18 protein-coding genes and 1 pseudogene are annotated in these 19,758 nt (G+C 74.6%); 12 read left to right on the top strand and 7 right to left on the bottom strand.

What is annotated here, in order from left to right; all coding sequences use genetic code 11:
• The first annotated feature begins 49 nt into the window (after nt 1-49).
• Entirely contained in the window at nt 50-916 is an 867-nt protein-coding gene (locus tag AB0C73_RS30715; RefSeq protein ID WP_362536530.1) for a PPK2 family polyphosphate kinase, read from the top strand.
• A gap of 17 nt (nt 917-933) precedes the next feature.
• On the top strand, nt 934-1,836 hold the full coding sequence (locus tag AB0C73_RS30710; protein WP_362536528.1) for a polysaccharide deacetylase family protein: 903 nt from the start codon (nt 934-936) through the stop codon (nt 1,834-1,836).
• 46 nt (nt 1,837-1,882) lie between these two features.
• Here AB0C73_RS30710 and AB0C73_RS30705 read toward each other — a convergent pair whose 3' ends face one another.
• The 3 genes from AB0C73_RS30705 to AB0C73_RS30695 are packed head-to-tail and all read right to left on the bottom strand — an operon-like array spanning nt 1,883 to nt 4,063.
• Nucleotides 1,883-2,533 (bottom strand): ABC transporter, encoded by a 651-nt coding sequence (locus tag AB0C73_RS30705; RefSeq protein WP_362536526.1) that lies wholly within the window; start codon nt 2,531-2,533, stop codon nt 1,883-1,885.
• A complete protein-coding gene (locus tag AB0C73_RS30700; protein ID WP_362536660.1) occupies nt 2,530-3,372 on the bottom strand; it encodes an ATP-binding cassette domain-containing protein in 843 nt (280 codons plus the stop codon). The genes AB0C73_RS30705 and AB0C73_RS30700 overlap by 4 nt, the downstream gene beginning before the upstream one ends.
• A 16-nt stretch (nt 3,373-3,388) precedes the next feature.
• Nucleotides 3,389-4,063 carry an AIM24 family protein gene (locus AB0C73_RS30695; RefSeq protein WP_362536524.1) on the bottom strand — a complete coding sequence of 225 codons (675 nt, stop codon included), beginning with the start codon at nt 4,061-4,063 and terminating at the stop codon, nt 3,389-3,391.
• A gap of 71 nt (nt 4,064-4,134) precedes the next feature.
• Between AB0C73_RS30695 and AB0C73_RS30690 the strand changes: the two genes are divergently transcribed.
• The 5 genes from AB0C73_RS30690 to AB0C73_RS30670 all read left to right on the top strand — a co-directional run bounded on the left by AB0C73_RS30690 (nt 4,135) and on the right by AB0C73_RS30670 (nt 10,149).
• Entirely contained in the window at nt 4,135-4,866 is a 732-nt protein-coding gene (locus AB0C73_RS30690; protein ID WP_362536522.1) for a peptidyl-tRNA hydrolase, read from the top strand.
• 165 nt (nt 4,867-5,031) lie between these two features.
• Complete coding sequence (locus AB0C73_RS30685) at nt 5,032-6,522, top strand: DUF692 domain-containing protein (RefSeq protein WP_362536520.1); 1,491 nt, start codon at nt 5,032-5,034, stop codon at nt 6,520-6,522.
• Complete coding sequence (locus AB0C73_RS30680; protein ID WP_362536518.1) at nt 6,519-7,580, top strand: TIGR04222 domain-containing membrane protein; 1,062 nt, start codon at nt 6,519-6,521, stop codon at nt 7,578-7,580. The genes AB0C73_RS30685 and AB0C73_RS30680 overlap by 4 nt, the downstream gene beginning before the upstream one ends.
• 64 nt (nt 7,581-7,644) lie before the next feature.
• Nucleotides 7,645-8,391 carry a TIGR04222 domain-containing membrane protein gene (locus tag AB0C73_RS30675; RefSeq protein ID WP_362536517.1) on the top strand — a complete coding sequence of 249 codons (747 nt, stop codon included), beginning with the start codon at nt 7,645-7,647 and terminating at the stop codon, nt 8,389-8,391.
• Nucleotides 8,392-8,430: 39 nt separating this feature from the next.
• Nucleotides 8,431-10,149 (top strand): alpha/beta hydrolase, encoded by a 1,719-nt coding sequence (locus AB0C73_RS30670; protein WP_362536515.1) that lies wholly within the window; start codon nt 8,431-8,433, stop codon nt 10,147-10,149.
• 24 nt (nt 10,150-10,173) lie between these two features.
• On the opposite strand, the gene hemQ is transcribed toward AB0C73_RS30670, so the two are convergent.
• Entirely contained in the window at nt 10,174-10,887 is a 714-nt protein-coding gene (gene hemQ / locus AB0C73_RS30665) for a hydrogen peroxide-dependent heme synthase (protein ID WP_362536513.1), read from the bottom strand.
• Nucleotides 10,888-10,904: 17 nt separating this feature from the next.
• On the bottom strand, nt 10,905-12,425 hold the full coding sequence (hemG, locus tag AB0C73_RS30660; RefSeq protein ID WP_362536511.1) for a protoporphyrinogen oxidase: 1,521 nt from the start codon (nt 12,423-12,425) through the stop codon (nt 10,905-10,907).
• Nucleotides 12,426-12,560: 135 nt separating this feature from the next.
• On the opposite strand from hemG, the gene AB0C73_RS30655 reads away from it, so the two are divergent.
• The gene (locus AB0C73_RS30655) at nt 12,561-13,934 is read left to right on the top strand and encodes an FAD-dependent oxidoreductase (RefSeq protein WP_362536510.1); all 1,374 of its coding nucleotides are present in this window, start codon (nt 12,561-12,563) and stop codon (nt 13,932-13,934) included.
• Nucleotides 13,935-14,184: 250 nt separating this feature from the next.
• Here the strand turns inward: AB0C73_RS30655 and hemE are convergent, their stop codons facing one another.
• The gene (gene hemE, locus AB0C73_RS30650; protein ID WP_362536508.1) at nt 14,185-15,261 is read right to left on the bottom strand and encodes a uroporphyrinogen decarboxylase; all 1,077 of its coding nucleotides are present in this window, start codon (nt 15,259-15,261) and stop codon (nt 14,185-14,187) included.
• 91 nt (nt 15,262-15,352) lie between these two features.
• Here hemE and AB0C73_RS30645 point away from each other — a divergent pair, with 91 nt between their 5' ends.
• The 4 genes from AB0C73_RS30645 to AB0C73_RS30630 all read left to right on the top strand — a co-directional run bounded on the left by AB0C73_RS30645 (nt 15,353) and on the right by AB0C73_RS30630 (nt 19,506).
• A complete protein-coding gene (locus tag AB0C73_RS30645; protein ID WP_362536506.1) occupies nt 15,353-16,147 on the top strand; it encodes a DUF3000 domain-containing protein in 795 nt (264 codons plus the stop codon).
• A gap of 412 nt (nt 16,148-16,559) precedes the next feature.
• A complete protein-coding gene (locus AB0C73_RS30640; RefSeq protein ID WP_015037008.1) occupies nt 16,560-17,225 on the top strand; it encodes a response regulator transcription factor in 666 nt (221 codons plus the stop codon).
• Between the two features lie 110 nt (nt 17,226-17,335).
• Complete coding sequence (locus AB0C73_RS30635; protein ID WP_362536505.1) at nt 17,336-18,619, top strand: ribonuclease D; 1,284 nt, start codon at nt 17,336-17,338, stop codon at nt 18,617-18,619.
• Between the two features lie 149 nt (nt 18,620-18,768).
• Nucleotides 18,769-19,506, top strand: coding sequence for a ferritin-like domain-containing protein (locus tag AB0C73_RS30630; RefSeq protein WP_362536503.1), 738 nt, complete (start codon nt 18,769-18,771; stop codon nt 19,504-19,506).
• Nucleotides 19,507-19,664: 158 nt separating this feature from the next.
• Here AB0C73_RS30630 and AB0C73_RS30625 read toward each other — a convergent pair.
• Nucleotides 19,665-19,758 (bottom strand): annotated as a pseudogene (locus AB0C73_RS30625) (ectoine synthase); the annotation flags it as partial.

Below are 19,758 nucleotides of genomic sequence, written 5' to 3'. Positions count from 1 at the left end.
CACGGACGCACGAACGAACGGACGAACGGAAGGAAGGGCGGGCGCGCGGATGGCGAAGAAGAAGGACGGCCGGGAGAAGCAGCCCCTGCGGGAGCTGCTCAGGCTCCCGGTCGGGGAGCGCATCGATCTCGCCTCGTACGACGCGGGCGCGACCCCGCTCGGCCCGGACGGCAAGCAGGCCGGTCTCGCGGCCACCGCCGACCTGGGCCCGCGCCTGGCCGGCCTGCAGGAACGCCTGTACGCGGCGAGCACGGCGGGCGACCGGCGCCGGCTGCTGCTGATCCTCCAGGGCATGGACACCAGCGGCAAGGGCGGCACGGTCAAGCACGTCATCGGCAACTTCAACCCCTCGGGCTGCCGTATCCACGCCTTCAAGGCCCCGACGGAGGAGGAGCGCGGGCACCCCTTCCTCTGGCGGGTCACGAAGGCGCTCCCCCCGGTCGGCCAGGTCGGCATCTTCGACCGCTCCCATTACGAGGACGTCCTCATCGCCCGGGTCCGCGAACTGGCCCCGGCGGCCGAGATCGAGGACCGGTACGGCGCGATCGCCGGTTTCGAGAAGTCGCTCGCCGACGACGGCGTCACCCTCGTCAAGGTCTTCCTGCACATCTCGTACGAGGAGCAGCGCGCCCGGCTCCTGGAGCGCCTGGACAACCCCGAGAAGTACTGGAAGTTCAACCCGGGCGACATCGCGGAGCGGGCGCTGTGGCCGGCGTACCAGGAGGCGTACGAGATCGCCCTGGAGCGCTGCGCGACCGACCGGACCCCGTGGTACCTGGTCCCCGCCGACCACAAGTGGTACCGGAACTGGGCGATCAGCCGACTGCTCCTGGAGCACCTGGAGGAGTTGGATCCGCAGTATCCGGAGGCCGGCTTCGACGTGGCGGAGTGCCGGAAGCGCTTGCTCGCCCAATGATCGGATAATTTCCGTGGATGACCACTTCTGCACGAAGACTGTCGACACTTGCCCTGTTGGGTGTCGTACTCGTCGGCTGTAGCGGGGGCACGGCCGACACCCCGGCGCCCGCGAAACCCTCCGCACCGGCGAAGCCCGCCACGCCGGCCGGGTCTGCCGGGTCGGCCGATCCGGCCGCCGCGCCCGCCCCGCCCGCCCGCAAGGCACCCGTCCGCAAGGCCCCGCCGACGCTCGCGCCGGCGGCCGGCGGGCTCACCGCCGTCTACACGCACCGCGCGAAGAGCGCCGAGAAGGTCGTCGCGCTCACCTTCGACGCCGACATGACGGCCGATCAGGGCCCGCGCGCGGCACGCGGGGAGCACTTCGACAACCCGCAGCTCATCGCCACGCTCCGCCGCCTGAAGGTGGACGCGACCGTCTTCATGACGGGCCGCTGGGCCGAGGAGTACCCGGAGCAGGCGAAGTCCATCGGCAACGACGCCCGCTTCGAGATCGCCAACCACTCGTACAGCCACTACGCCTTCGCGGAGCCCTGCTACGGCCTGCCGACCGTCGCCCGCCCCGACATGGCCGCCGACGTCCAGCGCGCCTTCGACGCCTTCCGTGACGCCGGCGCCACCAACGTCGTCCCCTACTTCCGCTTCCCCGGCGGCTGCTACGACGACACCGCCCGCCGCGCCCTCGCCCCGGCCGGCGTCACCGCCATCCAGTGGGACGTGGTCAGCGGCGACGCCTTCGCCAAGGACGCGGACGCGGTCGCCGACCAGGTCCTCGACGGCGTGAAGCCCGGCTCCCTGGTCGTCATGCACTGCACCCGCAGCGCCGCCCCGGTGACGGAACAGGCGATCCGCCGCATCGTCCCGGAACTGCGCGCCAAGGGCTACCGCTTCGTGAAGGTCTCGGAACTGATGAGCCGGTAGGTCCAGGACGATTGCCCGGCGGGTCGGGCAGGAATGCCCCGCGCCCTCACTCGCGCCAGGCCGTGGCCCGGCATGCCAGGGCGACGGCCGCCGCCGTGAGGAGCAGGGCGGTCGTCGCGGCGAGCCAGGAGAGGGGGGCGGTGGTGGTACGGGCGGCGGTGACCAGGGCGGAGACCGCGGCGGCCGCCGGGGAGCCTGGGGTCACCAGGGCGAGCAGGGAGCCGAGGAGCAGGGTTGTGAGCGACCAGCCGCGGGCCGGGATCAGGGGGCGGGTGGTGAGGGTGCCGACGGCCGCGCCCGTCAGGACGCAGGCCGCCGTCGCGAGCAGGCCCGAGGCGACGGCGGTCGCCGGGTGCACGCCCCGAGGGTCGGTGAGCGCCGTGAGGGCGAGGACGGTGACGGCGCCGACGAGGAGGACCGCAATGGTCGCGGTGAGGACCGCCGCGACATGGGCGCGGTACCGGCCGGACGCCGCCGCGATCACCGTACGGGCGGCGGGCGGCTCCTGGTCGAGGCAGATCCGGACCGCCCAGGCCGCGACCGGGACCAGGCCGGCCGCCGCGTAGCCCAGGGCCCCGAGCACCGGTTCGCCCGCCTGGACGCCGACGCCCACGAAGGCCGCGTACAGGAGGAAGGGGGCCAGCCAGCGCTGGGAGCGCAGGAGCAGGGCGGCCTGGTAGCGGAGCAGCGCGCTCATTCCCGTACGCCTTCCATCGCTTCCTCGACGACACCCTCGATGTGCCAGCCGGCGTCAAGGAGCGACCGCAGCATCCCGTCCGAGCGGTCGGCGTCCGCCGTGACCCTCAGTCTGCCGTCGTCCTCCGGGCGCCGCTCCTCCAGCCGCGCACCGGCCGGGAGTTCCGTGCCTCCGGAAGCCGTGATGCGGATACGCGGAGCCCGCGCCGGCACCGGCACCGGCGCGGGCTCCGCGCGCGACACCCGGCCCGCCGCCACCTCGTACACCGCGTCCGCCTCGCCCGCGAGCCGCCGCGGGTCGTGGTCCACGAAGACGACCCGGCCGCCCGCCGCGACCCGTTCGCGCACCGCGCGGTCGAGTTCGGCGCGGGCGGCGGTGTCGAGGCCGGTCCAGGCCTCGTCGAGGACGAGGAGGCCCGGCTCGGCGAGCAGTGCCTGGGCGACGGCCACCTTCTGGCTGGTGCCCTTGGACAGCGCGGCGAGCGGGGTGTCCTCGTACCCGGCGGCGCCGAAGCGGGTCAGCCAATCCCCCGCCCGCGCCCGTGCCGTACGCCCGTCCAGGCCCTGGATGCGGCCGAGGTGGACGAGATAGCCGGCCGCGGTGAGCGGGAGGGCGGCGGGGAAGCGTTCGGGGACGTACGCGGTACGGGCCGGGCGGCCGGTGATCCGGCCCTCGCCGGGCGCGTCGATGCCCGCGACGAGCCGCAACAGGGTCGACTTGCCGCTGCCGTTGGCGCCCGCGCACCGCACCAGGGACGCGGCGGGCAGCGCGAGGTCCACCCCGCGCAGCACCCAGGGGCCGCGCGGGCCGTACCGCCGCCCGACGCCTTCGAACCTCAGTGGGACGCCTTCCTCATCAGTTGGAGACCTTCTGCGGGACCGCCTCGCTCGGGCGCACGATGACGAAGCCCTGGCCGTCCAGCCGCAGCTGGACCGCCTCGCCCGAACCGCCGCGGATCATCGAGCCGAAGGACTGCGAGCGGTGCAGCGAGGTCTGCAGCGCGGCGCTCCAGCCGACGACGGCGTCGGTGTCGACGAAGACCGGGGCCTGCGGGGTGACCGGGATGACGATGGGGTTGCCCTCGCACATCAGGGCCAGCTTGCCGTACCCGGTGAAGACGCTGTTGAACAGGCCGCCGCCGGTCATTCCGGCGCCCTTCACGGTCTTGATCTCGTAGTGCAGCGTGGCGTCGAAGCACAGCACGTTGCGGCCGTTGACGGTGAGCGCGTCGCCCTGCTCGACCTCGACGATGAAGCAGTTCTGCGCCTCGTGCGCGAACCAGGCCTCGCCCTGGCCGCGTACGGCCATCAGCGCCAGGCCCTCGCCCGTCACGGCGCGCTTGAGCAGCCCGCCGAGGCCCTGGCTCTTGTGCTCGAACTGCAGGTTCCCCCGGAAGGCGACCATGGAGCCCTGCCGGGCGTGCATCTCCCCGTTCACGGTGTACTTGACCGACTTGGCGTTCTGGAGGGTCATCCCCGGTATCGGCGCCGCCTCGGCGAGGAATTCCTTGTTGAAAAGATCGCTCTTCATGGCGGCATCCTGTCCCGGAACGTCCCGTTCCCACAAGGAAGGTGTTCATGGGGCGGTGGCAGACTTGCCGGGTGAGCAGCAACGACCCCCGCGACCGGACCGACGACGACCCCCGCGACGAGAAGCCGCAGTTCGTCCTCCCGCTCGTGGTCCGCATCGAGCGCGACGCGCCCCCGGCCCGTACCGACGCCCTGGAGACCTCGGCCCGCGCGGTCCTGGCGATCCTGTCCGACGAGCGCTCGGTGGGCGACGGCGAGTGGGCGCGGGCCATCGAGGACTGGCAGGACGCCCGCATCCGCAAGGTGGTCCGCCGGGCGCGCGGCGCGGAGTGGCGGCGTGCGGAGGCGCTTCCGGGCCTCACGGTGACGAGTGCTCAGGGCACGGAGGTACGGGTCTTCCCGCCGGTCCCGCTGGACGGCTGGCCCAAGGACCTGGCCCGCCTCCAGGTCTCCGGCACCGACCTGGAGGACCCGGCCGAACCCGGCCCGGTCCCGGCGGACGCGGCCGTCCTGTGGCTCAACCCGGAACTCGGCATGTCGGCCGGCAAGACGATGGCGCAGACCGGCCACGGGGCCCAACTGCTGTGGTGGCGCCTCTCCGACGCCGACCGCGAGACCTGGCGCGCCGCCGGCTTCCCCCTCGTGGTCCGCACCGCCGACCCGGCCCACTGGCGACTCCTCACCTCGGCCCCGGCCGGCCTGCCGGTGGTCCGGGACGCGGGCTTCACGGAGATCGCGCCGGGTTCGTACACGGTCGCCTCGGAGTACCCGGCCCTCGGGATCCGGGCAGCCGGCGGCGCCTGACGGGGCGGGCGAGGAACGCCCAGCGGCCGGAGGACGGTGTCGTCGTTCCTGGACTGCTCCCCTGGCGAGAACCTCAAATCAAGCTCTGAACGTCTCCTCCTCCGGATTCGGACCCGCGTTTCCGGGCCATCACGTCTGGGACCGAGTGACCGATCGAGGGGGAACATGATGGAAGGCACGGGGGACGGCACCCGGCTCGGGGTCGGGATCGGGTGGCGGCCGGAGATCGCGGACGCGGTCGAGGCGCTGCCCGGGGTCGACTGGGTCGAGGTCGTGGCCGAGAACATCTGCGCCGAGCACCTGCCCGACTCCCTGGTACGGCTGAAGGCGCGCGGGGTCACCGTCGTGCCGCACGGGGTGTCGCTGGGGCTCGGCGGGGCGGACCGGCCCGACGCCGGGCGGCTCGACGCGCTCGCGCGGAAGGCGGAGGCGCTGGGGGCGCCGCTGGTGACGGAGCACATCGCGTTCGTACGGGCCGGGGGCCCGGTGACCGCGACACCGCTCCTGGAGGCCGGGCATCTGCTGCCCGTACCGCGCACCTGGGAGGCGCTCGACGTGCTCTGCGAGAACGTGCGGATCGCGCAGGACGCGCTGCCCGTGCCGCTCGCCCTGGAGAACATCGCCGCCCTGGTCGCCTGGCCGGGCGAGGAGCTGACGGAGGGGCAGTTCCTGGCGGAGCTGGTGGAGCGCACGGGGGTGCGGCTCCTGATCGACGTGGCCAATCTGCACACCAACCGGGTCAACCGGGGCGAGGACCCGGCCGAGGCGCTCGCCGCGCTGCCGGTCGAGGCCCTCGCGTACGTGCACGTGGCGGGCGGCCTGGAACGCGACGGGGTCTGGCACGACACCCACGCCCACCCGGTGCCGCCCGCGGTCCTCGACGTACTCGCGGACCTGGCCGCCCGGGTCGCGCCGCCGGGCGTGCTGCTTGAGCGGGACGACCGGTTCCCGGCGCCGGAAGTGCTGGCCGCCGAGCTGGCGGCGATCCGTACGACGGTGGAGACCGCCCGGCCGCGCCCGCTGCTGATCGGCGCGGGGGCGAGGGTGTCGGGCGGCCCGATGCCCGTACGGCCCAGGGCCTCGGCTTCGGAGACGGAGACGGAGACGGAGACGGCGACCAATACGGTCCCGGCCCCGGCCACCCGTGTTCCGGCCCCCCGCGCCTCCCGCGCCGCCCGCGCCCCGCGCGCCGCCCGCCCCGCCGTCCCCGACGAGGTGGCCCGGCAGCGGGTCGGCCTCGCCGAGGCGGCGCTGCTGTCCGCGCTCGTCGCCGGAACGCCCGCTCCGGAGGGCTTCGACGTCAAGCGGCTCGGCGTGCAGAGCCGGGCGCTCGCGGCCAAGCGGGCGGACGTGGTCGCGAAGGTGGCGCCCGAGCTGCCGGAGATCCTCGGCGACGGGTACCGGCCGGCCTTCCTCGCGTACGCCCGCAAGCGCCCCATGGCGGACGGCTACCGGCACGACGCCCTCGACTTCGTCGAGGAGCTGCTCATCTCCGGCCGCCCCGAGGACCCGGCCGCGCGCACACGTCTGACCGCCTGGTGGCGGGAACGGGCGGGCATCCGGCCGCCCGGCCCCGCGGCCCGGCTCGGGCACCGGATCCGTACCGCCCTGGGGCGAGGCCCTCGGGCAGCAGCAGCTGAGGTGAGCAGCCGATGAACGCACTGGCCTTGGTCTACTACCTGGTCTTCGGACCGCTCGCCGCCGTCCTCCTGGTCAAGCTGACCCGGCTCCGGCGCACCCCGCCCGGCGGGGCGGTCCACGACCGCTACGAGGTGGCGTTCCTCAACGGCGGCCCGGCGAGGGTCGCCGACACCGCGATCACCGCCCTGCACGCGGACGGGCGGATCACGGTCGGCGGCCCCGGGATCGTGCAGGTGCTGCGGCCGACGGCGTACGACCCGGTCGAACGGGCCGTGCTCCAGGAGCTGTCGGCCGCCCCGACCGGGGCGCTCGGGCCGCTGCGGTTCGCCGTGATGCGGCACCCGGCGGTGCAGGAGACCGGCGACGCGCTCGCCGCGCGCGGGCTGATCATGGAGCCGAGGGAGCGCCGCTCGGCGGCGGCGTGGGGCGGCGTCCTCATGCTGCTCGGCTTCATGGCGACGGCCTTCGCCCTGATGTTCACGCTGGTCGGACTCATCGGCTCGGGGAGCCACGTGCCCTTCGTCCTGAAGGTCCTTCCGGTGCTCGCGGTCACGCTGACCGCGGCCGTGATGTGCGGGGTCGCGGCGCGGCGGCGGGTCACCCCGGCCGGACGGGCGGCGGTCGACGCGTTCGCCCGGGCGCAGGCCGTCGTGGACCCGGCCCTGCTCGTGGCCCTGCGGGGTCTTCCCGGGCTGCCCGACCCCCTGCTGCGCGAGCAGCTGGCGACGACGGCCCGCACCTACCGCCCGGCGAGCCCGCCCCGCCGCTCCTCCTCGCGCCACACCTCCGCGCGCCATGCCTCCGCGCACTCCTCCCACTCGTCCTCGTCCGACGCCGCCCTGATTCCCGTGATGTGGTGCGCGGCGGCGGCCGGCGGCGAGGGTGGCGGCTGCGGGGGCGGCGGGAGTTCGTGCTCCGGCGGCAGCTCCTGCTCCGGGGGCGGGGGCGTCAGCGGCTGCTCCTCGTCCAGTGGCAGCTCGTGCTCGTCCTCGTCCTCGTGCTCGTCCTCGTCAAGCAGTTCCTGCTCCTCCTCCAGCAGCTGTTCGTCCAGCAGCTGCGGCTCCAGCTCCTGACCGCGGACGGCCACCGGAGCGGATTCCGGTGGCGGGCCCGGCCCCGCTCCCGTACAAAAGGATCATGGTCTGGGTCCCGCTGTTCCTCGTCGCCCTCGTGGTCACCGGCATCGCCTGTGCGCGGGCCTGCCGGGACGCCGTCACGGCCGACCTCCTCGGGCAGCGGGCGACGCCGGACCTGACGGTCCTGGAGGCCGCGTACCTCGCGGGCGGGCCGCTGCGGGTCGCCGACCTGACCCTGGTGAGCCTGCACCGGGCACGCCTCGTGCTGCTCGCGCACACGGGGTGGGCGACGGTCGTGGACGCGGGCGGCGGGCGCGACGACCTCGAACGGGCGGTACTCGGCGCGATCGGACCGGACGGGCAGTCGCCGATCCCGGTCGTACGGCCGCTGGTCGCCGACGCGGCGGTCGTACGGGCGCTCGCGGACGGCCTGGTCGCACGCGGGCTCGCGCTCCCGGAGCCCGCGCGGCGCACGTCGGCGGCGGGCGCCCGGGGGCTGCGGGACGCGTTCCTGCTGACCCTGGGGCTCGGCACGGCGGCCGCGCTCCTCGTACCGGCGGGTGAACGGGTGCCGGTCCTCGCCTGGTTCGCGCTGCCGCTGGTAGCCGCCGGACTGTGCCTGCTCGTCGCGCGGGCCGACGCGCCCGGCTGCTGGGCCTCCCCCGCCGGGCGCCGGCTGCTCGCGGAGCTCTCGCCGCGCGACCCGATGACGGCGCTCGCCCGGCGGGGCACGGCGGTGCTCGAACCCGAGCTGCGTGCGGCCTTTCGGACACCCTTTCGGGTAGAGGACACCCGACACCTGCCGTAGATCCTTTACCCGGGCGGCGCCTCGCGCCGAACATGGCGCATGAAGTCCGCCGCGCTCGTGCTGTCCGCCCTCCTCACCACGCCGGCCGCGCTCACCACGCCGGCCGCGCTCTCCGCCCCGGCCGCCCTCGCCGCCGCGCCGCCCCGCGCCGACGCCCCGCCCGCCGAGAGCCGCGGCGTCGCCGTCGCCGCCCGCGCCGCGGCCGCCGAGGGGATCGTCTTCGGGCCGTGCCCGGCGGCGGAGAAGCTGCCGGAGCCGGTGGAGTGCGGCACCGTGCGCGTACCCCTGGACTACGCCCGCCCCGACGGCACCCGCATCCCGCTCACCGTGAGCCGGGTCAAGGCCTCCGGCCCGGCGGCCGGCCGGCAGGGCGCGCTCGTCTACAACCCGGGCGGGCCGGGCGCCTCCTCGACGTACTTCCCGCTGGCCGCCGGGCTCCCGGCCTGGCAGCGGATCTCCGCCGCGTACGACCTGGTCGGCTACGCCCCGCGCGGGGTGGGCCGGTCGGCGCCGGTGTCCTGCCAGGACCCGGCCGACCGTACGAAGGGCCCGACGCTCGCGCCGACGCTGCCGTCCGAGGTGTTCAAGCAGGAGCGGATCGCGCGCGCCAAGACGTACGCGCAGGGCTGCGCGCGCCGCACCGGCGCGGCCCTGCGCCACTACCACTCGCTGAACAACGCCCGTGACCTGGAGGTGCTGCGGGCGGCGCTCGGCGAGCGGCGGCTCACGTTCATGGGCGCGTCCTACGGCACGTACTTCGGGGCGCTCTACGCGACGCTGTTCCCGCACCGGGTGCGCCGGATGGTCTTCGACGCTCCGGTGAACCCGGCGCCGCAGCAGATCTGGTACGTGAACAACCTCGACCAGTCGCTCGCCTTCGAGCGGCGCTGGACGGACTTCCGCACCTGGGCGGCCCGGCACGACAAGGTCTACGGACTGGGCACGACGTCCGCCGAGGTGGCCCGGAGCTACGAGAAGGTACGGGCCGAGCTGGCCGCCGCGCCGGCGGGCGGGAAGGTCGGTCCCGGGCAGCTGCACTCGGCGATGCTGCAGGCGCTGTACGACGACCGGTTCTGGTCCGCGCGGGCGGGCGCCCTCGGCGCGTATCTGAAGGGCGATCCGAAGCCGCTGGTCGCCCAGGCGGGCCCGGCCGATCCGCCGCCCGGTCGTGCGGAGGGTGCCGAGGTCGCGGATCCGGGGAACGCGGGGGCCGTCTACACGGCGGTGGAGTGCAACGACGCGCCGTGGCCGGAGGACTTCGCGCTCTGGGACCGGGACAACACCCGGCTCGCGCGGCAGGCCCCGTTCGAGACCTGGGACAACGTGTGGGCGAACCTGCCCTGCGCGTACTGGAAGGGGCCGCGGCAGAAGCCGCTCGACGTACGGACCGGGGCGGGCGTGCTGCCGCCGGTGCTGATCCTGGCGGCCGAGCGGGACGCGGCGGCGCCGTACGAGGGGGCCCTGGAGCTGCAGCGCAGGCTGGGCGGTGCGGCGCTCGTGACCGAGCGGAACGCCGGGTCGCACGGCATCGGGGGCGGCCCGAACGCCTGCGTGAACGGCTACCTGGAGCGCTATCTGCTCGACGGGGCCGTACCGGACGCGGAAACGGTCCCTGCGGAAGGGACGCCGGTGCGGCGCGCGTCATGCGCGCCGCACCCGGAGCCGGACCCGGTGTCGCTGGAGCGGCAGGCGAGGCTTCGCCCGCCGTCTGATCTTCCGGGTCAAGGGGTCACCGCCCGGCTGGGCGCCGGGCGGTGACCGGGTCAACGGTGACGGGGGCCGTCAGGCCAGGCTCGCCACCAGGTCGGCGACGCTCTTGCGGCGGCCGGTGTAGAACGGGATCTCCTCGCGGACGTGCAGCCGCGCCTCGGAGCCCCGCAGGTGACGCATGAGGTCGACGATGCGGTGCAGCTCGTCGGCCTCGAAGGCGAGGATCCACTCGTAGTCGCCGAGCGCGAACGAGGCGACCGTGTTGGCGCGCACGTCCGGGAAGCCACGGGCCATCTTGCCGTGGTCGGCGAGCATCCGGCGGCGGTCCTCGTCCGGCAGCACGTACCAGTCGTAGGAGCGCACGAACGGGTAGACCGAGACGTAGTCGCGCGGGGTCTCGTCGGCCAGGAAGGCCGGGATGTGCGACTTGTTGAACTCGGCGGGGCGGTGCAGCGCCATGTTCGACCAGACCGGCTCCAGGGCGCGGCCCAGCTTCGTACGGCGGAAGAGGCTGTACGCCTCCTGGAGCTCGTCGCTCGTCTCGGCGTGCCACCAGATCATCACGTCGGCGTCGGCGCGCAGACCGGACAGGTCGTACGTGCCGCGGATCGTGATGTCCTTGGCGGCGAGCTGGTCGAACAGCTCCTGGACCTCGTCGGCGTAGCCGCTCCGGTCCTCGGGCAGAACGTCGCGCAGCTTGAACACAGACCACAGGGTGTAGCGGATGACCTCGTTGAGGTCCTTCGCCTTCTTACCGGCGTTCGGGATCTTTTCGGGCGCACTCATACGCCTATTCTCGCCCTTCACGATGCGTGCCCTGCACCAGGGTGGGTGGTTTTCGACGTGGCGATGATCTCGTCCGCCGCGCGCTCGGCCGAGGCGACGCAGGCGGGGATGCCGACGCCCTCGTAGACGGCGCCGGCGAGGGCCAGGCCGGGCAGGCCGGCGACGGCGGCGCGGATCCGCTCGACGCGGGCGAGGTGGCCGACCGGGTACTGCGGCAGGCCGCCGATCCAGCGGGTCACGGTGGAGGCGACCGGCCGGGCGGCGAGCCCGGTGGCGGCGGCCAGGTCCTTGAGGGAGACGTCGACCAGGTCGGCGTCCTCGCGGTGCGCCTGCTCCTCCTCGCCGTACCGGCCGACGGAGGTGCGAAGCACGAAGAGGTCGGGGGCGCCCTCGCTCACCCAGCGCCACTTCTGGCTGGCGAAGGTGGAGGCCTTGATGGTGTGGCCGTCGACGGGCGGTACCAGGAAGCCGGATCCGGGGAGCGCGGATCCGGGGAGCGCGGGGAGGTCGGCACGCCGGAAGGCGAGGGTGACCAGGGCCATCGAGGCGTACTCGACGGCGCCGAGCTCGGCGGCCGCGGCGGGGGCGTGGGCGCCGAGCAGCGCGGCGGTGGGCCCGGCGGGGGTGGCGAGGACGACGGCGTCGGCGGTGTACGTGCGCTCCGGGGTCACGACCTGCCAGCCGCCGGTCTCGCCGGTGCGGTGGAGCGCGGTCACGGGGGTGCCGGTCAGGATCTCGCCGCCGGCGGCGCGGATCGCGTCGGCGACGGCGAGCGGCAGGGTGCCGACGCCGCCTTCGAGGCCGGCGAAGGGGGCACCGCCGAGGCCGGACCCGCCGATCCCGGTACCGGCGCCGGCCGCGTCGGTCGGGGTGGCGGCGCCGGCCCGCTGCACGGCGCGGACGGCCTCGCCGAGGGTGGCGTGGGTGCGCGCGGCCTCGAAGAGCGCGGGGACGGCGGCCTTCATGGAGATGCGGTACGCGTCGCCCGCGTACACCCCGCCGAGCAGGGGTTCGACGAGCCGGTCCACGACCTCGTGGCCCATGCGCTCGGCGACGTACGCGCCGATGGCGATGTCGTCGCCGATCTCGGTCGGCGGGAGCTCGGCGTCGCGGCCGATCCGCTCGATCCCTTCGGCGGAGAGCAGCCCCTCGACGGCGCCGCCGTCGGCGGGGACGCCCATGACATGGCCCTTGGGCATGGGGATGAGCTCACCGCGGGACCAGACGGAGGCCGTGGTGGTGGCGGGGGCCTGGATCCGGTCGGCGAGGCCGACCCGCCGGGCGAGCGCGACGGCCTCGGGGCGGCGGGCGAGCAGCGACTCGGCGCCGAGGTCGACCGCGGCGCCGGCGATCTCCCCGGCGCGCAGCTTCCCGCCGAGCCGGTCGCCGCCCTCCAGGAGGGTCACCCGGGCGCCGGCGGTGACGAGGCGGTGCGCGGCGGCGAGACCAGAGATGCCACCGCCCACGACGACGACCACGGGACCGGCCGAGAGACCGCCCGCGGGGCCGGCCGCAGCCTGCTGTGCGTTCGCGTTCATGGGGCTCATGCTCATGGGACCACTCTCTCAAATCGCCCGGGTCGGCCCGGTCCGAGCCCTGGCCGAAGGGCCCGGGCCGAACGGCCCCTACCGGACAGGCTCTGCCGAACGGGCCCTGCGTCGTAGCGTGTTCGTATGAGCGAACGACTGGTGGTCATCGGGGGCGACGCGGCGGGGATGTCGGCCGCCTCGCAGGCACGCAGGCTCAAGGGGCCGGAGGAGCTGGAGATCGTCGCGTTCGAGCGCGGGCACTTCAGCTCGTACTCGGCCTGCGGCATCCCGTACTGGGTCGGCGGCGACGTACCCGTACGGGACAAGCTGATCGCCCGCAGCCCCGAGGAGCACCGGGCGCGGGACATCGATCTGCGCACCCGGACGGAGGTCGTCGAGATCGATGTCGCAGGACAGCGGGTGCGCGCCCGGGACCTGGAGTCGGGCACGGAGACCTGGACCGGCTTCGACAAGCTGGTGATCGCGACCGGCGCGCGGCCGCTGCGCCCGCCGCTGCCGGGCATCGACGCGCCCGGCGTGCACGGCGTGCAGACCCTGGACGACGGGCAGGCCCTTCTCGAGTCGCTGGCCCGGGCCAGGGGGCGGAGGGCGGTCGTGGTCGGCGCCGGTTACATCGGCGTGGAGATGGCGGAGGCGCTGCTCGGCCACGGCTTCGAGGTGACGGTCCTGAACCGGGGCGAGCAGCCGATGGCGACGCTCGACCCGGACATGGGGCGGCTGGTGCACGAGGCGATGGACGGCCTCGGCATCACCACCGTCGGTTCGTCGCCGGTGACGAAGGTCCTCACCGGTGCGGACGGGCGGGTCCGGGCGGTGGCGACGGACGCGGGCGAGTACCCGGCGGACGTGGTCGTGCTCGGTACGGGCGTGGTGCCGGAGACGGCGCTCGCGCGGGCGGCGGGGCTGCCGCTCGGCGCGTACGGCGGGCTGCTCACCGATCTGTCGATGCGGGTGCGCGGGCACGAGAACGTGTGGGCGGGCGGCGACTGCGTGGAGGTCCTCGACCTGGTGTCGGGCCGCGAGCGGCACGTCCCGCTCGGCACGCACGCGAACAAGCACGGCCAGGTCATCGGCTCGAACGTGGGCGGCGGGTACGCGACCTTCCCGGGCGTGGTCGGCACGGCGGTCTCGAAGGTGTGCGACCTGGAGATCGCCCGCACCGGGCTGCGGGAGAAGGACGCCCGCGAGGTCGGGCTGCGGTACGTGACGGTCACCGTGGAGTCGACGAGCCGCGCGGGCTACTACCCGGGCGCGGCCCTGATGACGGTGAAGATGCTCGCGGAGCGGCGCACCGGCCGGCTGCTCGGGGTGCAGATCGTGGGCCGCGAGGGCGCGGCGAAGCGGGTGGACATCGCGGCGGTGGCACTGACGGCCGGGATGACGGTCGAGCAGATGACCGCCCTGGACCTCGGCTACGCGCCCCCGTTCTCCCCGGTGTGGGACCCGGTCCTGGTGGCGGCCCGCAAGGCGGTGACGGCGGTCCGGGCGGCGGGGTGACAGCCGTCGGCGTCAGGGCGGCCTGGAGGTGATGGCGCCGGGCCGGGTGTGAGCACCGGGCTTGCCCGGGCGGGCGCCGGGCCCCGGGGCGGGGTGCCAGGAGCCGGGGCTGGGCCCGGGCTGCCTGTCAGCTCCGGGCTGCCCAGGCGGGTGCCAGGCGCTGGGGTGGCCGCCGGACGGCGGGTCCGGGCCGGACGTCAGGCGCCGGGCGCCGGATGGCCGGCGCCCGTGCCGGGGCGGGCTCTGCGGCTCAGCGGGCCGTGCGGGTGTGCACGTAGTCGACGAGCCGGGTCAGGGCCTCCGGGTCGGTGGTCGGCAGGACGCCGTGGCCGAGGTTGAAGACATGGCCCTCCAGGCCCTTCGCGGCGGCCAGGACCTCGTCCGTCTTGGCCTCTACGGCCTCCCGGGTCGAGAACAGCACGGCCGGGTCGAGGTTGCCCTGGAGCGCCTTGCCGGGGCCGACGCGGCGGGCGGCCTCGACGAGCGGGACGCGCCAGTCGACGCCCACGACGTCGGCGCCCGCCTCGCCCATGAGGCCGAGCAGCTCGCCCGTACCGACACCGAAGTGGATGCGCGGGACGCCGTACGAGGCGACCGCGTCGAAGACCTTCGCCGAGGCCGGCATGACCGAGCGGCGGTAGTCGGCCGGGGCGAGGGCGCCGACCCAGGAGTCGAAGAGCTGGACGGCGGAGGCGCCGGCCTCGATCTGCACCTTGAGGAAGGCCGAGGTGATCTCGGCGAGGCGGTCGAGCAGGTCGGCCCACAGCTGCGGGTCGCCGTACATCAGCGCCTTGGTGTGCTCGTGGTTGCGCGACGGGCCGCCCTCGACGAGGTAGCTCGCGAGGGTGAACGGGGCGCCCGCGAAGCCGATCAGCGGGGTGGAGCCGAGCTCGGCGGTGAGCATGCCGATGGCCTCGGTGACGTAGTGCACGTCCTCCGGCGTGAGGTCGCGCAGCCGGGCCAGGTCGGCGCGGGTGCGGATCGGCTCGGCGACGACCGGGCCGACGCCGGGCTTGATGTCGAGGTCGACGCCGATGGCCTTGAGGGGGACGACGATGTCGCTGAAGTAGATCGCCGCGTCGACCTTGTGCCGGCGGACCGGCTGCAGCGTGATCTCGGTGACCAGCTCGGGCCGCATGCACGACTCGAGCATGGGGATGCCCTCACGGACCTTGAGGTACTCGGGCAGGGACCGGCCCGCCTGCCGCATGAACCAGACCGGCGTGTGCGGCACGGCCTCCCGCCGGCACGCCTTGAGGAAGGCGGAGTCGTACGTCTGCGGCTGGTGCTTCGGCTGCTGCCCCTCGGGGCCGTGGTTGGCGCTCACGCCCAGAATCTTCGCATGTGGCGAGAAGCCGCTCGCCCGGCCCGGGTGTCCCTCCCCGCACGCGGGCCCGGTTCCGCCTACTCTTCCCCGCATGGCTGCGGCTCAGGGACATTTTTCCGATCATTCCGACGGCATTCGAGGGACGAGGCAGACGGCGGGCGACAGGGTGAATCCCGGGATGAATCCCACGGATCCGAAGGGGCGGGAAGGGCGGGATGGGCGGGAGGCTCGGGAGGGACGGGCGGAGCCGGACCCGGTGCCGCCCGCGTTCCGGCGCGCGGTCGAGGGGCTGCGCGCGGCCCGGCTGCGACCGGAGATCGAGGCCGACCCGACCCGGCCTCCGCAGCGGCTCGCCCCGCACGCGTACGCCCTGGAGGCGGCAGTGGTGGCGGACGGGGAGGACCTGGCGGACGGGCGGCTCGTGCTGCTGCACGACCCGGCCGGGCACGAGGCGTGGAAGGGCACCTTCCGGCTGGTGACGCTGGTACGGGCGGAGCTGGAGCCGGAGATGGCGGCCGACCCGCTGTTTCCCGAGGTGTGCTGGTCCTGGCTGACGGGCGCGCTCAAGGCGCGGGGCCTCGCGTACGGGGAGGCGAGCGGCACCGTCACCATGGCGGGCTCCCACTATTTCGGGGGACTCGCGGACCGCCGCCCGGCGACCCAGATCGAGATCCGGGCCTCGTGGACGCCGCAGGAGGGCCCGGGCGGGGCGCCGGACACCGGGACGCATCTGGCGGCCTGGTGCGACCTGCTGTGCCAGGTCGCGGGCCTGCCGCCGGCACCGGCCGACCTGGGTACGGGCCCGGGCACGGGACCGGGGGCGGGGACGACCTCGGGCGCGGGTGTGGTGTCGCTGCCGCAGCGACGGGGGCCGCAGCAGGCGTAGGACGCGCGCCGGGACGGGGCCTCGGGGGTGGCGCACGACGGCGGCGGGTTTCGAGCGAGGGCGGGTTTCGAGGCGCGGTTCGAGGCGGGTTCCGCCGAGAGCGAGGGGCGCTTTTCGGACAGATTCGGTCGCGTCGGGGGCGGGGCCGGAGCCCGTTCGGACCCGAAGGGGTGTCGTACGGGCGTCGAACGCCCCGCGCGCGTTCCCTCGAAAGGATCGTGGGTGCGTGAGGCTCGTACGATGATCGATCATGCGTCCGAATTGCCCCAATTGTTACTCACCAAATCGTGATCTTTCTCTAAAGGCGGGCGGTCCAGCTGCCGAAGGAGTCAGTGACCCCTTCACTGCACGGGTTCGCCCCCCGGCTTCTTCCCCGAGCCGGCTCCGTCCCGCACCTTCCCCAGGAGGCCTGGTGTCCGTTCTCCTCGAGCAGCCCGCAAGCCTGGTCGCCTACCGCCCGAACAAGCCGACGGCCATGGTCGTCGTGGCCGACCCGCGCGTCCGCTCCACCGTCACCCGCCACCTGTGGGCGCTCGGGGTGCGTGATGTCATCGAGGCGTCGTCCATCGCGGAGGCCCGTCCCCGCGTCGGCAATCCGCGCGACATCTGCGTGGCCGACGTCCACCTGCCCGACGGCAGCGGTCTGACCCTGCTGTCCGAGACCCGCGCGGCGGGCTGGCCCAACGGCCTCGCCCTCTCCGCCGCCGACGACATCGGCGCCGTGCGCAACGCCCTCGCCGGCGGCGTCAAGGGTTACGTCGTCACCGGCACCCGCACCAACATCGGGCACCCCACCCGCCCCGGCGCGGCCCCCATCGGCGCCGCGGCCGCCCGCCTCGGCCACCGCCGCCCCCCGGGTGCCCCGAGCCACCCGGGCGGCTACCGCGAGCTCTCCGGCCGCGAGGTCGAGGTCCTGCGCCTCGTCGCCGAGGGTCAGTCGAACAAGGCGATCGGCGTCTCCATGGGCCTGTCGGCCCTCACCGTGAAGAGCCACCTGGCCCGCATCGCCCGCAAGCTGGGCACCGGCGACCGCGCGGGCATGGTGGCGGTGGCCCTGCGCACGGGGATCATCCACTGAGTCGCAGGACCCGCTCCCCGGCAGGTCCGAACGGCGGATGCCCGGCGACGGAACGTTCCCTCTGAATGTTCCGTCGCCGGGCGCTTGCCATCGACGGATACCCTTGACAGGTGACCGACGCCCAAGACACCGCGAGTGACACCGCACTGCGAACCACCGGGGGCGCCCCCTCGGACGAGAACGTCCCTCCGCGTGGGCTGCCGATCCCACTGCTCGAACCCCGGGAGGGGATTCCGCCCGTCGTGGCGACCGACGAGGCCCTGGCCCAGGTGGTCGCGGCGTTCGCGACCGGACGCGGGCCCGTCGCCGTCGACGCCGAGCGGGCGTCCGGCTATCGCTACGGGCAGCGCGCCTATCTCGTACAGATCCGCCGCGAGGGCGCGGGCACGGCCCTGATCGATCCGGTGGGGTGCCCCGATCTGTCCGGTCTCGGCGAGGCGCTCGACGGCACCGAGTGGATCCTGCACGCCGCGACGCAGGACCTGCCGTGTCTGCGGGACATAGGCATGCTGCCGACGCGGCTCTTCGACACCGAGCTGGCCGGGCGGCTCGCGGGCTTCCCGCGGGTCGGCCTCGGGGCGATGGTCGAGTCGGTCCTCGGTTACGCCCTGGAGAAGGGTCACTCCGCCGTCGACTGGTCCACCCGGCCGCTGCCCGACCCGTGGCTGCGGTACGCGGCGCTCGACGTGGAGCTCCTGGTCGACCTGCGCGACGAGCTGGAGAAGGAGCTCGACCGGCAGGGCAAGCTGGAGTGGGCCCTTGAGGAGTTCGACTCGATCGCCTCGGCCCCGCCCGCGCCGCCGCGCAAGGACCCCTGGCGCCGTACGTCGGGCATGCACAAGGTGCGCCGGCGCCGTCAGATGGCGGTGGTACGGGAGCTGTGGACGACCCGTGACCGGATCGCCCAGCGGCGCGACGTCTCCCCCGGCAAGGTGCTGAGCGACGCGGCGATCGTCGAGGCCGCGCTCGCGCTGCCGCCGAACGCGACCGCGCTGTCCGCGCTGCCCGGCTTCGGGCAGCGGATGAGCCGGCGGCAGCTGGAGCAGTGGCAGGCGGCCGTGGACCGGGCGAAGGCGCTGCCGGACGCGGAGCTGCCGCAGCCGGGGCAGCAGCCGGCGGGCCCGCCGCCGCCGCGCGCCTGGGCGGACAAGGACCCGGCGGCCGCCGCGCGCCTCTCCGCGGCCCGCGCCGCGGTCTCGGCGCTCGCGGAGCAGCTGCACCTCCCGCAGGAGAACCTGATCACCCCGGACACGGTCCGCCGGGTCTGCTGGGAGCCGCCGTCGCAGGCGACGCCGGACGCGGTCGAGGCGGCCCTCACCGGCTATGGCGCCCGTTCCTGGCAGGTCCGCCTGGTGGCGCCGCTGCTGGTGCAGGCGCTGCGGTCGAACGCGTAACGCGACAGGAAGAGCCCCCGGCGCCTCTGGTGAGGCGCCGGGGGCTTCGTCGCATGTCCCGGCTCCGTGTTCCGGCTCCGTGTCCCGGTTCTGTCACCACTTGGTCCACGCCGTTTTGAACACGCTCAATCGCCGCTAGCGTCCTGAACATGATCAAAAACAAGCGCACGACGAACGGGTACGAGGACTGGGTCGACGCCTTCACCACCGAGCGCGCCCGCCGCGAGGCCCTGGGCGACCCCGACTGGGCACGCGGCGCCCGGCTCCCGGCCGCGGTGATCCGCAGCGTGCAGCGTTTCCAGGTGGGCGAGGACGGCGACGGCGCCCAGCTCAGGGCGAAGGCCCGCCGGGCGGGCGACCCGGTCTACACCGAGGCGGTCGCCCTGTTCGTCGCCGAGGAGCAGAACCACGCCCGTCTTCTGGCCCGTCTGCTCGCGGCGGCCGGCGCCCCGACCCTCGCCGGCCACTGGACGGACACCGCCTTCGTACGCCTCCGCCGCCTGCTCGGGCTGCGCATGGAGCTGCTCGTCCTGATGGTCGCCGAGGCGGTCGCGCTCCCCTACTACCGCGCCCTGCGCGACGGCTCCCCGGACCCGCTGACCGCCGAGGTCGCCGCCCGCGTCCTCGCCGACGAACAGCGTCACGTCCCCTTCCACTGCCGCCGCCTGCGCGAGTCCCTGGCCCCCTTCCCGGCCCTCGCCCGCCGCGCCGCCACCCTCGCCTGGCAGGCCCTCCTCACCGGCGCCGCCCTCGTCGTCGCCCACGACCACGGCCCGGCCCTCCGCACCCTCGGTCTGCGCCGTACGGCCTTCGTCCGGGCCGTCCTGCGGGACTCGCGGGCGATGGCGGCGGCGATGGACGGGCGGGCGCCTCTGCCGGATCACTGACCCGACCGGCCCCCAGCAACTGCGCGAGCACGCCCGCGGCAGCCCGACGGCGGGCCGGGCGCGCGGACCAGACACCCGGCAGCGCGACGGCCGCCAGGAGGAGTGCGGGCCAGAGCCCGATCAGGCTCAGCGCCAGCACCATCGGCCAGGACGACATGGCAGCGGAAGTCCCGCTTGACCCTGAGGGTGTGCCGCTCGTGCCCGTCGAGCAGGTACATCGTTCCGGGCACGATGGTGTAGGTCCGGCCGGTC

Origin of the sequence: Streptomyces sp. NPDC048623 (assembly GCF_040650755.1) — a bacterium.
Lineage (GTDB): Bacteria > Actinomycetota > Actinomycetes > Streptomycetales > Streptomycetaceae > Streptomyces.
The sequence above is the reverse complement of the archived record's forward strand: the minus strand, read 5'-3'. Positions and strand labels throughout refer to the sequence as shown.

What these genes read in the sequence shown, in the direction of transcription:
- AB0C73_RS30715 (WP_362536530.1), top strand. Translation starts at nt 50, where the DNA reads ATGGCGAAGAAGAAGGACGGCCGGGAGAAGCAGCCCCTGCGGGAGCTG.
- AB0C73_RS30710 (WP_362536528.1), top strand. Translation starts at nt 934, where the DNA reads ATGACCACTTCTGCACGAAGACTGTCGACACTTGCCCTGTTGGGTGTC.
- AB0C73_RS30705 (WP_362536526.1), bottom strand. Translation starts at nt 2,533, where the DNA reads ATGAGCGCGCTGCTCCGCTACCAGGCCGCCCTGCTCCTGCGCTCCCAG.
- AB0C73_RS30695 (WP_362536524.1), bottom strand. Translation starts at nt 4,063, where the DNA reads ATGAAGAGCGATCTTTTCAACAAGGAATTCCTCGCCGAGGCGGCGCCG.
- AB0C73_RS30685 (WP_362536520.1), top strand. Translation starts at nt 5,032, where the DNA reads ATGATGGAAGGCACGGGGGACGGCACCCGGCTCGGGGTCGGGATCGGG.
- AB0C73_RS30680 (WP_362536518.1), top strand. Translation starts at nt 6,519, where the DNA reads ATGAACGCACTGGCCTTGGTCTACTACCTGGTCTTCGGACCGCTCGCC.
- AB0C73_RS30675 (WP_362536517.1), top strand. Translation starts at nt 7,645, where the DNA reads ATGGTCTGGGTCCCGCTGTTCCTCGTCGCCCTCGTGGTCACCGGCATC.
- AB0C73_RS30670 (WP_362536515.1), top strand. Translation starts at nt 8,431, where the DNA reads ATGAAGTCCGCCGCGCTCGTGCTGTCCGCCCTCCTCACCACGCCGGCC.
- hemQ (WP_362536513.1), bottom strand. Translation starts at nt 10,887, where the DNA reads ATGAGTGCGCCCGAAAAGATCCCGAACGCCGGTAAGAAGGCGAAGGAC.
- hemG (WP_362536511.1), bottom strand. Translation starts at nt 12,425, where the DNA reads ATGAACGCGAACGCACAGCAGGCTGCGGCCGGCCCCGCGGGCGGTCTC.
- AB0C73_RS30655 (WP_362536510.1), top strand. Translation starts at nt 12,561, where the DNA reads ATGAGCGAACGACTGGTGGTCATCGGGGGCGACGCGGCGGGGATGTCG.
- AB0C73_RS30645 (WP_362536506.1), top strand. Translation starts at nt 15,353, where the DNA reads ATGGCTGCGGCTCAGGGACATTTTTCCGATCATTCCGACGGCATTCGA.
- AB0C73_RS30630 (WP_362536503.1), top strand. Translation starts at nt 18,769, where the DNA reads ATGATCAAAAACAAGCGCACGACGAACGGGTACGAGGACTGGGTCGAC.